Annotated in this window: 15 protein-coding genes; 11 read left to right on the top strand and 4 right to left on the bottom strand. The window is 46.5% G+C overall.

From position 1 onward, the window contains the following. The first annotated feature begins 62 nt into the window (after nt 1-62). The 4 genes from yiaA to AM279_RS13475 all read left to right on the top strand — a co-directional run bounded on the left by yiaA (nt 63) and on the right by AM279_RS13475 (nt 3,553). Complete coding sequence (gene yiaA, locus AM279_RS13490) at nt 63-542, top strand: inner membrane protein YiaA (protein ID WP_054408555.1); 480 nt, start codon at nt 63-65, stop codon at nt 540-542. Nucleotides 543-612: 70 nt separating this feature from the next. After that, entirely contained in the window at nt 613-1,689 is a 1,077-nt protein-coding gene (locus tag AM279_RS13485; protein ID WP_054408554.1) for a hypothetical protein, read from the top strand. Nucleotides 1,690-1,719: 30 nt separating this feature from the next. Continuing rightward, the gene (locus AM279_RS13480) at nt 1,720-3,000 is read left to right on the top strand and encodes a DUF2157 domain-containing protein (protein ID WP_054408553.1); all 1,281 of its coding nucleotides are present in this window, start codon (nt 1,720-1,722) and stop codon (nt 2,998-3,000) included. After that, nucleotides 2,990-3,553, top strand: coding sequence for a GDYXXLXY domain-containing protein (locus AM279_RS13475; protein ID WP_054408552.1), 564 nt, complete (start codon nt 2,990-2,992; stop codon nt 3,551-3,553). The genes AM279_RS13480 and AM279_RS13475 overlap by 11 nt, the downstream gene beginning before the upstream one ends. Nucleotides 3,554-3,625: 72 nt before the next feature. Here AM279_RS13475 and AM279_RS13470 read toward each other — a convergent pair whose 3' ends face one another. The 4 genes from AM279_RS13470 to AM279_RS13455 all read right to left on the bottom strand — a co-directional run bounded on the left by AM279_RS13470 (nt 3,626) and on the right by AM279_RS13455 (nt 7,780). After that, nucleotides 3,626-5,779, bottom strand: a complete 2,154-nt coding sequence (locus AM279_RS13470) for a M12 family metallo-peptidase (protein ID WP_054408551.1) — start codon at nt 5,777-5,779, stop codon at nt 3,626-3,628. Nucleotides 5,780-5,793: 14 nt separating this feature from the next. Further along, complete coding sequence (locus AM279_RS13465) at nt 5,794-6,453, bottom strand: aspartate kinase (RefSeq protein WP_054408550.1); 660 nt, start codon at nt 6,451-6,453, stop codon at nt 5,794-5,796. A gap of 77 nt (nt 6,454-6,530) precedes the next feature. Beyond that, the gene (locus tag AM279_RS13460) at nt 6,531-6,890 is read right to left on the bottom strand and encodes a YraN family protein (protein WP_054408549.1); all 360 of its coding nucleotides are present in this window, start codon (nt 6,888-6,890) and stop codon (nt 6,531-6,533) included. Then, entirely contained in the window at nt 6,890-7,780 is an 891-nt protein-coding gene (locus AM279_RS13455) for a S66 peptidase family protein (RefSeq protein ID WP_054410336.1), read from the bottom strand. Before AM279_RS13455 ends, AM279_RS13460 begins: the two co-directional genes overlap by 1 nt. Before the next feature lie 338 nt (nt 7,781-8,118). On the opposite strand from AM279_RS13455, the gene AM279_RS13450 reads away from it, so the two are divergent. The 7 genes from AM279_RS13450 (at nt 8,119) to AM279_RS13420 (ending at nt 15,632) form a co-directional block, all read left to right on the top strand. After that, the gene (locus AM279_RS13450) at nt 8,119-8,772 is read left to right on the top strand and encodes an HD domain-containing protein (RefSeq protein WP_054408548.1); all 654 of its coding nucleotides are present in this window, start codon (nt 8,119-8,121) and stop codon (nt 8,770-8,772) included. 320 nt (nt 8,773-9,092) lie between these two features. Beyond that, a complete protein-coding gene (ricT, locus tag AM279_RS13445; RefSeq protein ID WP_054408547.1) occupies nt 9,093-10,685 on the top strand; it encodes a PSP1 domain-containing protein in 1,593 nt (530 codons plus the stop codon). Next, nucleotides 10,666-11,157 (top strand): gliding motility lipoprotein GldH, encoded by a 492-nt coding sequence (locus AM279_RS13440; RefSeq protein ID WP_054408546.1) that lies wholly within the window; start codon nt 10,666-10,668, stop codon nt 11,155-11,157. The genes ricT and AM279_RS13440 overlap by 20 nt, the downstream gene beginning before the upstream one ends. 6 nt (nt 11,158-11,163) lie before the next feature. Continuing rightward, entirely contained in the window at nt 11,164-13,482 is a 2,319-nt protein-coding gene (locus tag AM279_RS13435) for a penicillin-binding protein 1A (RefSeq protein WP_054408545.1), read from the top strand. Nucleotides 13,483-13,565: 83 nt separating this feature from the next. After that, nucleotides 13,566-14,264: a CoA transferase subunit A gene (locus AM279_RS13430; RefSeq protein ID WP_054408544.1), complete on the top strand. Its 699-nt coding sequence runs from the start codon at nt 13,566-13,568 to the stop codon at nt 14,262-14,264. A gap of 74 nt (nt 14,265-14,338) precedes the next feature. Further along, nucleotides 14,339-14,998, top strand: a complete 660-nt coding sequence (locus AM279_RS13425; protein ID WP_054408543.1) for a 3-oxoacid CoA-transferase subunit B — start codon at nt 14,339-14,341, stop codon at nt 14,996-14,998. Between the two features lie 223 nt (nt 14,999-15,221). Continuing rightward, nucleotides 15,222-15,632, top strand: coding sequence for a BrxA/BrxB family bacilliredoxin (locus AM279_RS13420; RefSeq protein ID WP_054408542.1), 411 nt, complete (start codon nt 15,222-15,224; stop codon nt 15,630-15,632). The last annotated feature ends 37 nt before the right edge of the window (nt 15,633-15,669 follow it).

Here is a 15,669-nt window from a genome sequence, read left to right as displayed (position 1 = left end):
TTTACGGGTGGTGCATTCGGTGCAACTTTGCATCAGAAATAATAACCAAAACAATTTTAATTATGGATCCGCTAAAACCATCATTTGAAGTAAGAGAAAACGAAACTGCAACACGTAAAACCAGGCAACCCGCCGCTGCGGGCCCGCAAAAACCAACCGGGGCTTTTATAGGTGCCTCATGGGCGGCACTGCTGGTAGGTATGGTAAGCTTTTGCATAGGGCTTTGGAACGCCGAAATGCTGCTTAACGAAAAAGGCTACTACTTTACCATACTGCTCTTTGGCTTATTCAGTGTAATATCGGTACAAAAAAGTGTGCGCGACAAAATGGAGGGCATACCCGTAACCGAGATATACTACGGCCTGAGCTGGTTTACCACCATAGCCAGTATAGTGCTGCTGGTAATAGGCTTGTGGAATGCCGACCTGCTGCTGAGCGAAAAGGGCTTCTTTGGCATGTCTTTCGTGCTGAGCATATTTGCCGCCATAGCCGTGCAGAAAAACACCCGCGACACCAAGCAATTTGACAATATAAACGCTTAGCGGATTGCCCGTGGCAGCCTTTCCTCAGCTGCTGCGGGCTTTTTTTATTGAAACCTTACGTTTTACGACTATGGATAACCTAAGTTTTAATAGTGCCGGTAACCTGTTTTATGTGTTACTGGTGGTGGTGTTGCCCCTATATTTTGGCAATGCGCAGGAAATAATAAATGCTAACCCCACTACCGGCCTGGAAGTTCATATAAATAAGCCGGTGTATTACTATGTGGAGGATAAATTATACTATACACCACATGGTGAAATTAACCTGAACAACCCTATTTGGCAGGGAGAAATAAGTGAGCGGTATTATAATGGCGAAGTTTCTGTATCGCCGGATTCCCGGTATGTTGTTATTCATCATAAAACGGGTCTTAATGTAATTGATTCTCTCGGTAATACAATATGCCGGATAAAAAATGTAGGCAAAAGTGTGTTAGACCGGCGTCCTGATACCTTTTGGTGCAAAGATTTTCAGTGGAGTGTTGATTCTAAGGCGCTGTATTTGGTAAAAGATGTGGCCTACACATTTCAGGAAGGTTCTCCAAACCGGTGCGCGTTGGTTAAGCTGGATGTAACCAATGGAAGCCTGACAACCGTATACAACTTTACAGAACAATCGTGGAGGTTTTACCCGGGTACACACAACACTATTTACTATACCGCTTATGATAAAACGGTGGAAAACTGGCTGTTTAAAAAGGTTGACCTGGCTACCGGTGCAATAACACCTGTTTATAGTGATGATGAACACAGGCTGCAAACCACCGATACCATTTATGCAAACCTTGAATTTGAACGACGACTGTATAATAATCGCCTCCTTATAGGTAACCGCAGCTATGAAGAATGCAGTATTTATGCAACAGGTAAAGACGGTACAGAGCAACTGCTTTTTGAAGTACAATGCGGTACATCTGCATTGGATAAGAAAAAGCGTTTCCACATACGGGAAATAAATTCAGAGGTTTATATATCAGATAAATATTATTTGGTGCGGATGTATGCTGAGGGATATAAAACTATGGTTGTAGATTTAAAAACGCTGGAATACAGGTTTTATAAAGAGTGGATAAAACCGTATGTGGCCTCCACCATTGAAACTGAAAATTTTATGTATATCTCAGGCGATCTGCTTGTTAGAAAATAATATAGTCAAATCAATTATAATCAATTTATTATGCCGCTAAAAAAAGACCTTGCCGAGCTGCTGGCGCACAACGTTATCAGCCTCACTACCGCCCGGGATATCGAGCGCTATTACGATTCCAAAAAACAGCCTGCGGGCAACCTGCTGCTTACCATTTTTGGCATTGCGGGCAGCGCCCTGGCCGGGCTGGGCATTATACTCATCTTTGCCCATAACTGGGATGCTTTTACCAAACCCGTAAAAACCGGGCTGGCATTTTTGCCGCTGGTACTTTCGCAGGCGTTTGCCGCGTGGTGCATCATTAAAAAGAAAGGCCCTGCATTTAAAGAATCTGCCGCCACGCTACTGTTCTTTTCAGTTGGGGCGGCCATAAGCCTTGTAGCACAGATATACAACCTGCCGGGCGATATGCCCACATTTTTATGCACGTGGACGTTGCTGTGCCTGCCGCTGGTGTATGTGCTCGATTCGCAAATGTGTGCACTGCTCACCATATTATTTGCCACATGGTACACGGGTTCAGGGCCTTACGGCAGTCACAATATTCCGTACATGTACATGGTGTTGGTGGGCCTTGTACTGCCGTACTATATAACATCTTACAAAAAACAGCCCGACAGCAATTTTGTGAACTTCTTTGGGTGGGCACTGCCGCTGAGCCTTATGGTGGTGCTAAATACTTTTGCCGAAGGCATAACGCTGTTTTACCTTGCCCTGTACATGGTTATGGGTTGCCTGTTGTATAACGCAGGCCGCCTGCCTGTACTGGCTAAAAACCCACGGGCTGCTTACGGTTACCGCACGGTAGGGCTGCTGAGTATTGTTACCGTGCTGTTTACAGGCTCGTTCCACCTGGTATGGGAGGTGGCGTTGTATGACGGCATTGCCGGAGACAGGTCGCTCATAGTGTGGGGTATACTGTTTGTAGCAGCGGTTGTGGCAGCGGGCGCAGCATGGCAAAAGGGCCAAAAACCCGACATGGTTAGCTGGATAACGGTGCTGTTTCCTGCAATCTATTTATCAGTGCTCATACACCATGCGCTGCCTGCTATTTTATGTAACGTACTGTTGCTGATACTGAGTGTTGTTACCATAAACAGGGGTATTGCGCAGTATAATTTTGGTACGCTAAACCTGGGGCTTGGGCTGCTGGCAATACTGGTTGCCTGCCGCTTTTTTGACCTCGAAATTAGCTTTGCACTGCGCGGCCTGATGTTTCTTGTGGTGGGTACGGGCTTCTTTGTAGCTAACCTTATCCTTGCAAAACGTAAAAAGACACAAACCCTAAACACTATCCACAATGAAAACTAAATATGCCCTGATAGCCTTTGCTGTAACTGCCCTGGCACAATTGTTTATCCCCGCGCGTATGGTATACAGCAATCATATTGTTGAAACCGAAGGCATCGTGTATAAATTTAGAGCTGAGCCGGTAGACCCGGCCGACCCGTTCCGCGGGCGGTATATTACCCTTAATTTTGTGGCCGACACCTTTGCCATAGCCAATTTTTATGATGAGGGAGAGGCCGTATATGCCCTGTTGGGTAAAGATGCAGATGGCTTTGCGAAAATTAAAAACGTAACGTTTACCGTGCCCAAAAGCGGCGACTACATTAAGGTAGATAAGTGGAGCTACTACAAGTATTTTAAGACGCTGAACCTTGAGCTGCCTTTTGACCGTTATTACATGGAAGAAAGCAAAGCCCCTGAAGCCGAACTGCTGTATGCCGAGTATTTGCGCGACAATACCAAAGCCCTGCCCGCTTATGGCGAAGTAGCCGTAAAAGACGGCAATGCTGTTTTAAAACGCGTTATTATTAACGGTATGCCCGTTGAGGAGTATGTGCAGCAAAACAGGCCTTAGCGTATTTAATTATACAAAAGAGGAATCCCGATAAAAGGATTCCTCTTTTGTATAATTATAAGGCTTTACAGCTTACTCTTTCACAATCCTGAAAGTAGACTGTTTGGTGCCGTTTGTTACTTTAAAGAAATACACACCGTTTGAAAATGCGCTTATATCTGCGGTAGTTTCGGTGGTGCTGTCTGTGGTTTTATCCAGCAGCAGCTGGCCGGCAATGTTGTAAACGGTTATACCGGTTATACCATCGGGCGTGGTTATGGTTACAATGCCCTGCGCCGGGTTAGGGTAGTACTTAAGGCTGTTGAAGGTACTGTTTTTAGTATCCAGCAGGCACGATACAGTGGCATTCCAGCCTGCGCCGGTTACAAAATTATCTGATATAAACTCAAATGTGAGCGAACCGTCTGCCGCGGTAGAGGTAAACGGCCCGGGCAGGGTAGTGCCGTCAAAAGCGCCAAGCAGCGGGGCGTTGGTATCGGCTCCGTCATACACATACATAAAGTCGTAGTCTTCCTCGGTGTCAAACATTTCAAAGCTAACAGTGTAGGTGTCGTTAGGGTTTTCGGGCTTAATGGTGCGCAGCAAGTACTGGTTGTTAGGGTAGTTGCCGTTAACCGAAGTATCGGTAAACGCAGCGCCACTGCACCAGTCTGCACTTGTGGCTACAATAACCTCGCGCGCAGGGGCGGTCTGGGTTTCGCACAACGGCCTTACGGCAAACTTATAGTAGGTGTTGGGCTGTAGTTCATAAAATGTAAACGAGTTTGTAGTAACTTCATTCCAATTGATAACGTTGTTGTTTACGCTTGCATAGCCTACTTCCCATACGGTGCTGGTACCGGCATCAGTCCACGATACGGTAATGCTGTTTTGGGTGGTTTGCGAAACATCAAACGCTACCACGGCATTTATACAGGTGTTTATACAATCGCTGCTAAGGCAGGTTGACGATTCTACATAATCAAGAATGCGCTGTGCGGGCTGAGGGCCAAAGCCGTTTGCAAAATTGGTAAGCGCGCCCTCTACAAGGTGGCAGTAGCTCATTATAGTACCGCCGGTATCATAAGGTATGGGGCCAATTTCGCAATCGCCCTCTACATAGCCTACCGATGTGCCACAACCGTCTATGGCCGTGTTGTTGCCGTTCCAGTAGCAGCCGTGGGTGTGGGGCGAGCCAAAAAGGTGGCCCAGCTCGTGGGTTACTACCTCTACGGTATTAGAATATACAGGCACATCTTCATACTCTAAAAAGATGTTGCCGTAGCTTACATTAGTATCGGTACACAAACCCTGCGTGCCCAGCGCCACGCCGCCTTTGCCTATGGGGTCAAGCCCCAGGAGCTGGCCTACATCGCCATCAAAATAAGGGCGCAGCTGGTAAAACTGAAACAGGTAGTCAGACGAGTCTTCGCCCACATAAGGGTCCTGCTCCGTCCATACATAAACCGATTTAATGGCTACGGTAATACCATCATTATCAAACAGGGTTTGTGTGTTGTTAAATACTGCCGATAGCCAGTTGTTGGTAAGCTGAACGCTGCCGCTGTTTGCCAGGTACAGGTCATAATCTATTTCAAAATATACGGTAACGCAGTTTTCGCTTTGCGTTTGCATGGTTTTGCCAAAGTTATGCTGCGGCTGTACGGCAGTCATATCGGTAACGCCGCAGGTAAATGTGGTGTTAAGGTTTAGGGTGGCATCGCGGTAAATAATATAATCTGAAAAATTACCCTCGGTTTGCAGCCTGCCCACCACAAGGTTGCCGTACTCACTACCCGAAATAATACCGCTAACTTCCTTATTGAAGAAGTTAAACGATACCAGCGAGGTTTCATCGCCGGCTATAATGCCGCGGTAGTGTGCGCCGGGTGTGTAAGGCAATGGCTCGCCCTTGTTGTTTTGTATATGAAAACCATCGGCCAGTAGGTTAACCCTGTACAGTTGCAGGTGTATTACTTCATTACCATACGGAATATCCAGCAAAATGGCTTCGGGCTGCAGGCGGGTAACCTCGCGCGTTGTGGCGGGGTTTAGTTTTGCATAAGTGGCATTTTCTACGGCCTTGGCGCTGTTGCCTTTGTTTATGCTGTTGCTAACCGCTAATGGTGTATAGTGCTTAAACGGGGTGTTGGCTTCAGTAAGGCTGTTTACGTGGTTAGCCACCCTGTGCTGCCCATAAAAAACTGTGGCGCAAAAAAGCGCCACAAATAGTATTATTCTTTTCATTTTATGAAGCTGAATTAAAGGCTTTTAAGGTCTTTTATAACCTTAAAGGCAAGGTCTACTTCCTGCTCGCTAACCAGTATGGTAAACTCATAAGAGGTAGAAATAACTTCGTTAATAATAATGCCTTCCCATGCCAGCCTCTGGAAAATGTAGTAGTACACGCCCGGGGTGGTAATGTTGTCTTTTGGCAGCTTTACGGTAATAGAGGCAAGGCTGTCTGTACGCTCAATTTGTTTTTCATCATGAAAAAGGCGGTCTACCACATGGCTCATGCTCGAGCTTACCACAATATTAGTTTCGTTAACACCGCGCGATGATGTATAAAATACCTCGGGGTTGGCGTTAATGTTCTGGATAAGTTCTGCCTGCTTGCTTAAAATGGTGTCGCTTACGGCAAAGGTGTAATCCGTTAAAGAGGAACGCACGGTAATTTCGCCAATGCCTTTTAGTACCTTTACAATCTTGTGGTTAACGCGGAAGTCGAGGTCTTCGCTAAGTCTTTTTAATGACATAACCACGGCGCCCTGCTTAATGTCTTTGCCCAGTTCCTGTTCCAGTTCGGGCATCATGTTGCGCGCAAGGGATGTTAGGTTAATAATGCCCTGGGAAAGCGCACTCAATAAGAATGGCTTTGTCTTAATGTAGTGTTCTACTACAGACGAAATGGTTTTCATTGTAAATCAGTTGTGTAAGTTGTTGTTTAGTCGCAACAAATATATATAATAAAACAATTTGTTATATATTTAACAACCTAAAAATAATAAAAAGCATCTGTTAAATGCTCAATTTCCCATCCGTTTCGTGATTTGTGTACCGCAATAATATCAAAACGGGCCTCAACATCAAGGTCGTTTTCAATAATGTACTCGTTAACAGCCTTAACCATAAGTTTAATTTTGGCAGGTTTAACAAATTCCTGCGGAAGGCCAAAATCAAGCGTGGTGCGGGTTTTAACTTCTACAACGGCCAGTACATTTGCTTTTTGCGCCAGGATGTCTATCTCGGCCTTGTCATACACATAATTGGTTTGCAAAATGGTATAGCCTGCTTTTGCAAGGAAGTCAGCTGCCTGTTTTTCGCCCTCTTTGCCCAGCTCATTATGCTCGGCCATTAGTTAAAGGATATTTTAGTGCCTTCGGCAGTTACATCGAGCGTAACCTGGCCGCCCATTATTAGTGCGCGGTTATCCTGTATGTGCCCCGCGGGGAAGTTAAAGCAAATGGGTATGTTGTATTCTTTGGTAATATCCTGCACTATTTGCAGGGCATCATGGCCCCAGGGCACATCGTTATCCTTCATTTTGGTCATGCCGCCAATGATTATGCCTTTAACCTCTTTAAAATAGCCGTTGCGTTTCAGGTTAAACATCATGCGGTCTATGTGGTACAAGTATTCGTCGAGGTCTTCAATAAAAATAATCTTGTTTTTATAATCGGCCTCGCTGGCAGAACCCATTATGCTGTACAGTACCGAAAGGTTGCCGCCTATAAGCTCGCCCGTTGCCTTACCTTCCTTATTATAGGCGTGGGCGGGCAGGTTATAGCTTATCTTATCGCCAAAAAGAGCTTTCTTAAAACTATCTATGGCTTCAGGGGTGGCGCGGGCCACGCTAATGGCTACAATGCCATGTATGGTGGCAATGTCAAGGTTATTAAGGTGGCTGTGCAATACGGTGGCATCGCTAAAGCCAATAATCCACTTGGGGTGTTGTTTAAATTTAGTAAAGTTAAGGCGGTCTATCATGCGCACGGTGCCATAACCACCCTTGGCGCACCATATTGCTTTTATGGATGGGTTATCCATCATTTCCTGAAAGTCAGTGGCACGCTGCCAGTCGGCCCCGGCCAGCTGGTGGTCTTCCTTGCCTATGGTTTTGCCCAGCACCACGTGCAGCCCCCAGCCTTTAAGCAGCGCCACAGCCGGGTCTAACGATTCTCCTGCCACCTTGCGCGCCGTAGCCACAATGGCAACGGTATCGCCTTTTTGTAAATACGGAGGCATTTTTACCGTTTGTGCAAACAGGGGTAAAGCGCTTATAAATAAAAGGCAGGCTGTTATAATAGTGCGAAGCATGGTGGTTTTTATTGCGGGTTTGTAACAAACATAAGCAATTTTTATTTAAAAAGCTATACTGTAAGGCTTTTGCAGGTGTATCACAAAGGTGCGCAAAGAAGGCGCAAAGGCACGCAAAGTTTAAGCTTGACGATTAGTAAAGTCTTTGTGAAACTTTGTGCCTTCTTTGCGATTCTTTGTGTAATAGCCTGCAAAATGCCATCTGCCATCTGCTACCTGACCACTGAATACTGACAAAACCCTACCTTTGCCTAAAAATTACCATTATGAGCAACGCAGCACTTGTGCACCACACCATGCATTTTGTAAAAGAACAGCTTAAAGATGCCGAGGGCGGGCACGACTGGTTCCACATTCAGCGGGTGTATAACAATGCGCTGAACATAGCACAGGGCGAGGACTGCAACCTGCTTGTAGTACAGCTGGGTGCGCTGCTGCACGATGTGGCCGACAGCAAGTTTCACGGTGGCGATGAAACCGTGGGGCCTAAAGTGGCACGTAATTTTTTAGAAAGCCACAATGTAGATGAGGAAACCATTGTACACGTAGTGGCCATTATTGAAAACATATCGTTTAAAGGCGGTAATTTTGAGAAGAAATTCACCAGCATTGAGCTTGATATTGTGCAGGATGCCGACCGCCTTGATGCCCTGGGCGCCATAGGCATTGCACGCACTTTTAACTACGGCGGGTTTAAAAACCGTCCGCTTTACGACCCGGATATTGCCCCTGTACTTAATATGGACAAGGAGCAATACAAAACATCGGTATCGCCTACCCTAAACCACTTTTATGAAAAGCTGCTGCTTTTAAAAGACCGCATGAACACTGCCACAGGCCGCAAAATTGCCGAAGGCCGCCATGCCTACATGGAAAGCTTTTTAGCCCAGTTTTATGCCGAGTGGGAAGGAAGTTTATAGTGGTCAGGTAGCAGATGGCAGTTTGCAGGCTATTACGCAAAGAACCGCAAAGAAGGCACAAAGTTTCACAAAGACTTTACTAATCGTCAAGCTTAAACTTTGCGGTTCTTTGTGCCTTCTTTGCGAAACTTTGTGAAATAAAATAATCTTTGCTAATCATTCAAATCTGTGGCAAAAAATATTCACCCACAAACAGAAGCCAAATCGCCGCAAATGCCAAAAAACCCTGTACTCCCAAAAAAAATACTATCTTTACCCACAAAAACGTTTTACTAACTAACACGAATCGTAGTGGCTTGCCCACGATCTATATATAACTTATGGCATGTACAAACTGTTCTACGGGGTCTAAGGACGGAACCCCGAGAGGATGTAAAAATAACGGCACCTGCGGCACCGACAGCTGCAATAAATTAACGGTTTTTGACTGGCTTAGCAACATGAGCCTCCCCGGCGGCCAGGAAGCGTTTGACTGTGTGGAGGTAAGGTTTAAAAACGGGCGGAAAGAGTTTTTTCGTAACAGCGATAAACTAACCCTTAGCATAGGCGATATTGTGGCTACCGAAGCCTCGCCGGGCCACGACATTGGCATTGTAACCCTTACCGGAGAACTGGTAAAGGTGCAAATGAAAAAGAAACACGTTAAAGACACACCCGAAATACTTAAGATTTACCGAAAGGCATCTCAAAAAGACATAGATATTTGGAGCACCGCGCGCAACCGCGAAGAGCCCATGAAGGTAGTAGCGCGTGAAATTGCTATTCGCCTTAACCTTGAAATGAAAATATCTGACATTGAGTTTCAGGGCGATGCATCTAAAGCCACGTTTTACTACACGGCTAATGACAGGGTAGACTTCCGCCAGCTTATTAAAGATTTTGCGCGCGAGTTTAGCATACGTATCGAAATGAAGCAGGTGGGCTTCCGCCAGGAGGCATCGCGCCTGGGCGGTATAGGTTCTTGCGGCCGCGAGCTGTGCTGCAGCACCTGGCTTACCGATTTTAGGAGCGTAAACACCAGTGCGGCACGCTACCAGCAGCTTTCGCTAAACCCGCAAAAACTTGCAGGCCAGTGTGGTAAGCTTAAATGCTGCCTTAACTATGAGCTTGATACCTACCTTGATGCGCTTAAGGGTTTCCCAGATATGGATACCAAGCTGTATACCGAAAAGGGCGATGCCGTGTGCCAAAAGGTAGATATATTTAAGGGACTTATGTGGTTTGCCTACTTTGATAACATGGCCCACTGGCATGTGCTTGAAGTAGACCAGGTAAAAGAAATTGTTGCCCTTAACAAACAGAAAGAACGTATTTCTGCGTTAGAGGATTATGCCGTTGAAGCTGAGGAAAACGTAGAGAAAACCTTCCAGAATGCCGTTGGGCAGGATAGCCTTACCCGTTTTGATGCGCCTAAAAAACGCAACAAGAAACGTGGTGGCAAAAAAGGCGGCGACAGGGAAGCTGTTGCCACAGAAGGCACGCCTGCGGGCGGCGGCGACAGGAAACGTAATGACCGCAATGGTAACGACAGGGGCGACCGCAACAGGCAAAGGCAAAACGGCCCTAAGCCGGAGGCCAAACAACAGGATGGCGCTGCCGTAAGGGAGCCAAGGCCTGAAAGGCAAGACAGGCCGCAACGCAACAACCAGCCGAAAGGCGAGCCAAGGGAGCCAAGGCAGGACAACAGGCCGCAACGCAACCCCGAAGGCAAAGGCGGCGAACCAAGGCCCGAAAGGCAGGACAGGCCACAGCGTAACAATCAGCCGAAAGGCGAGGCCAAACCGCAGCAAAATGAAGCACAACAGGGAGGCGAAAGGCCCGAAGGTGCTGCAAACCCTAAGAAAAAAAATAACCGCAACAGAAACCGAAACAGGAATAAACCTAACGATAATAATGCACCTACTCAAGAATAGCCTGGTGGCCGTGGGGCTTGCACTGCTTTTAGCCTCTTGCGATAAAGACCGTTTTTTTGACGAGTACAAATCGTTTGACGGTAAATGGAATAAAGACAGTATTGTAGCGTTTAATGTAGATCAAAAAGATACTACAGGCCGTTACAACCTGTATGTAACCATGCGCAACAGCAACGAGTATGCCTACAGCAACATTTTTCTTATTGTAAAGATGAGCCAGCCGGGCACTAATATTGCCAAGGTAGATACACTGGAGTATAAAATGGCAAACCCCGATGGCACGCTTATGGGCGATGGCTTTGGCAGCATAAAAGAAAGCAGCCTGTGGTATAAAGAGCGCGTGCGTTTCCCCAAGGCGGGCAACTATAAATTCAGCATACAGCAGGCCGTGCGCGAAAACGGTAAAATACCGGGCGTGCAGGAGCTTGAGGGTGTTACAGAAGTAGGATTGCGAATAGAAAAAGCAGAATAAACAGTTATGGCAACAGTTAAAAAACAAAGCAGCGAAGCAGACGATTTTAAACGCTACGTAAAAAATTTCTGGAAGATTTTTGGCTTTGGCTTCCTGGGCATTATTTTGTTCTTTTTGCTGGCATCGTGGGGCGTTTTTGGCCACATGCCAGACTTTAAGCAGCTTGAAGACCCGAGTTATAATGTAGCTACCGAAATTATTAGCAGCGACGGCCAAACACTGGGTAAATTTTACCTGGAAAACCGCACGCCGGTTAAGTTTGCCGACCTGCCTCAAAATCTTGTAGACGCATTGGTTGCTACCGAAGATGAGCGTTTTTATGAGCACAGCGGTATAGATGCAAGAGGAACGCTAAGGGCAATATTTACCCTGGGCAGCAGTGGTGGTGCCAGTACCATAACACAGCAGCTGGCCAAGAACCTTTTCCATAAGCGTTCAAGAAACCCTATTATGGCGGTGGTGCAAAAGGCTAAAGAGTGGATTATATCTACCAAGCTTGAGAGGCAGTATACTAAAGATGAGATTATTGCCATGTACCTTAATACGGTAGACTTTACCCGCAACGCTGTGGGTATACGTTCGGCATCAAAAACATATTTTGGCAAGGAGCCTAAAAACCTTAAGGTAGAAGAAGCGGCCGTTATTGTGGGCATGCTTAAAAATCCATCGTTATATAACCCGGTAAGCACCAGCGAAAAACGCAGGAAGCTTATTTATGACCGCCGTAACGTGGTGTTGGGCCAGATGGTTAAGAACGGCAAGCTAAGCGAGGCCGAAAAAAATAAGCTTGTTGGGCCTGAGATTAAAACAAACTACAAGCCCGAAAGCCACAAAGAGGGTATTGCTACCTATTTTAGGGAATACCTGCGCGGCTTTATGGACAAATGGGTTAAAGACAACCCAAGTAAGGACGGTGAACAATATGATATTTACCGCGACGGCCTTAAAATATATGTTACCATAGATGCAAGGATGCAGGCTTATGCCGAAGAAGCGGTAGAATCGCACCTGGCTAACCTGCAGGAGGAGTTTAACATACAGCAGAAAACCAATAAAAATGCCCCGTTTGTAAACATAAGCCAGGCAGAGACAGACCGCATACTGGAGCGCGCCATGAAAAACAGCGAGCGCTGGAGGATAATGAAAAACGATGACAAGAGCGAAGAACAGATAAAAGCGTCGTTTAAGGTTAAGACCGATATGACCATTTTTACCTGGAAAGGCGAGAAAGATACGGTAATGACCCCGCTTGACTCAATTCGCTACTACAAGCACTTCCTGCAAAGCGGTATGATGAGTATGGTGCCGCAAACCGGCGAGGTTAAGGCCTGGGTGGGTGGTATAAACTACAAGCACTTTCAGTATGACCACGTAGGGCAGGGCGCACGCCAGGTAGGCTCTACCTTTAAGCCGTTTGTATATGCCACGGCTATAGAGCAGCTGCATATGTCGCCGTGCGATACTATTATAGATGAGCCTTTTTATATGCCGCAGGGCAAGTATGGTATAGACGCCCCGTGGAACCCGCAAAACTCTAACAACCAGTTTAGGGGTGCCGTTACGCTTAAGCAGGCACTTGCAGGGTCTATCAACACGGTATCGGCTAAGCTTATAGATAAAGTAGGCCCCAAGGCGGTGGTAGATATGGCCAAGAACCTGGGTGTGTCAAGCAAAATACCCGAGCAGCCTGCCATTGCCCTTGGTGCGGTAGAAATTACCGTGAGCGATATGGTGGCGGCTTACAGCACATTTGCCAACCAGGGTGTGTACATCAAACCACGCCTTATAAGCAAAATAACCGATAAAAACGGCGTAACCCTTTATGAGCCAAAGGTGGAAACCCACGAGGTGGTAAATAAAGAAATTGCTTATGCTGTTATAAAACTGCTGGAAGGCGTTACCGAAACCGGTAGCGGCGCGCGCCTTAAGTGGGGCGGCGGTGGCGGTACGGGCTATAACCGTATGACGGGCTATCCGTATAAAATTATTAACCCTATTGCCGGTAAAACGGGTACTACCCAAAACCAATCAGACGGCTGGTTTGTGGGTATGGTGCCAAACCTGTGTACGGGTGTGTGGGTAGGTAACGAAGACCGTTCGGCGCATTTTAAGGGGCTTATTTACGGCCAGGGTGCCACTATGGCACTGCCTATTTGGGGTATTTATATGCGCAAGATTTATGATGACGACCAAATGGTATACAAAGTATCTGAAAAGCCGTTTGAGCGCCCGGCAAACCTTTCTATAAAGGTAGACTGCTGGAAGCCGCCGGTTAACGATACCATTGCAAAAGACAGCACGGCGCTGCCTACAGATGAGTTTTAATATATGTTCTATATTTCACAAAAAACACCTTCAACCGAAGGTGTTTTTTTATATATTTATGCACCAAATCTAAAAATATTTGTATGATTAATAAAAAAGTGCAAAATGTTGAAGAGGCACTGCAGGGCGTGGCCAATGGCATGACCATTATGCTGGGGGGCTTTGGCCTTTGCGGCATCCCTGAAAACAGCATAGCCGAACTGGTGCGCAAGGGCACAAAGGGCCTTACCTGCATTAGCAACAACGCCGGGGTAGATGATTTTGGCCTTGGCCTGCTGCTGCAAAAGCGCCAGATAGATAAAATGATATCGAGCTACGTGGGCGAAAACGCCGAGTTTGAACGCCAGATGCTAAGCGGCGAGCTTGAGGTAGAGCTTACCCCGCAGGGCACCCTGGCCGAGAAATGCCGCGCTGCACAGGCGGGTATCCCTGCGTTTTTTACCCCTGCCGGTTATGGTACCGAAATAGCCGAAGGCAAGGAAGCGCGAGAGTTTAACGGCAAAATGCACATTATGGAAGAAGCCTACAAGGCTGATTTTGCCATTGTAAAAGCATGGAAAGGCGATGAGGCCGGTAACCTTATTTTTAAGGGCACGGCAAAGAACTTTAATGCTGTTATGGCCGGTGCTGCTACCATTACCGTGGCTGAGGTTGAGGAGCTTGTACCCGCCGGTACGCTCGACCCGAACCATATACACGTACCCGGTATTTTTGTGAAAAGGATTTTTCAGGGGGAGCACTATGAGAAAAGAATCGAACAACGTACGGTTAGAAAAAGGTAATTCGTTAATTCGGTAATGTGTTAATTTGGAGGCAACCCCAAATAACCGGATTACCACATCAACAAATCAAAAACATGGCATTAGGTAAAGAAGATATAGCAAAACGTATAGCCAAAGAAGTTAAAGATGGCTATTTTGTAAACCTGGGCATTGGCATACCCACATTGGTAGCCAACTATGTCAGGGATGATATAAGTGTTGAATTCCAGAGCGAAAACGGCGTGCTGGGTATGGGGCCTTTCCCATTTGAGGGAGAGGAAGATGCCGATGTGATAAATGCCGGTAAGCAAACCATAACCACGCTGCCGGGGGCATCATTTTTTGACAGCGCTACCAGCTTTGGCATGATCCGCGGGCAGCACGTAGACCTTACCATACTTGGTGCTATGGAAGTAGCCGAGAACGGCGATATTGCCAACTGGAAAATTCCGGGTAAAATGGTAAAAGGCATGGGTGGTGCTATGGACCTTGTAGCCAGCGCAGAGAACATTATTGTGGCCATGATGCACGTTAACAAAGCAGGCGAAAGCAAGCTGTTAAAACGCTGTTCGCTACCGCTTACAGGTGTGGGCTGCGTTAAAAAGGTAGTAACCGAGCTTGCCGTTATGGAAATCGTTCCGGAAGGGTTTAAGCTGCTGGAACGTGCACCGGGTGTAACCGTTGAAGACATTAAAAATGCTACCGAAGGCAACCTGATTATAGAAGGCGAGATACCGGAGATGGTTATCGAGTAAACATAGAATTTAGAAATTAGAATTCAGAATGAGCTTCACTCGTATGGCAACTCGGTGTTCTCTCTGTCAAATACGGTTATATTACTAAAAACTTTGTGTGGCTTTGTGCCTTCTTTGCGGTTCTTTGTGAAACAAACCTGACATCTGTAACAAAAATAGATACATTTACATTTTTAGATTAAAAATTATGTAACTTTGTACCGTAAACTTTAAAAAGAAGATTATGTATCCTGAAGAACTGGTAAAACCAATGCGTGCCGAGCTTGCACAGGCGGGTTTTAAAGAACTATATACTGCCGATGAGGTTAAGAATGAAATAACCAAACAGGGCACTACGCTTGTAGTGGTTAACTCGGTTTGCGGCTGCGCGGCACGTAATGCACGCCCGGGCGCTAAAATGAGCCTAGATAACGCTAAAACACCAAGCAACCTTATTACGGTTTTTGCCGGTGTAGATAAAGAAGCGGTAGACGAGGCAAGGGGCCTTATGTTTCCGTTCCCGCCGTCATCGCCAAGCATGGCGCTGTTTAAAGACGGAGAGCTTGTGCACATGCTGGAGCGCCACCACATTGAGGGCCGCCCGGCTGAAATGATTGCCGAAAACCTTAAAGACGCTTACGACGAATTCTGCTAAGAATAAAGGATTTAAATTGTAAAACCACGCATTTGCG

The organism is Flavobacterium akiainvivens, from assembly GCF_001278115.1.
GTDB lineage: Bacteria > Bacteroidota > Bacteroidia > Flavobacteriales > Flavobacteriaceae > Flavobacterium > Flavobacterium akiainvivens.
This window is presented reverse-complemented; position numbering and strand designations above follow the sequence as displayed.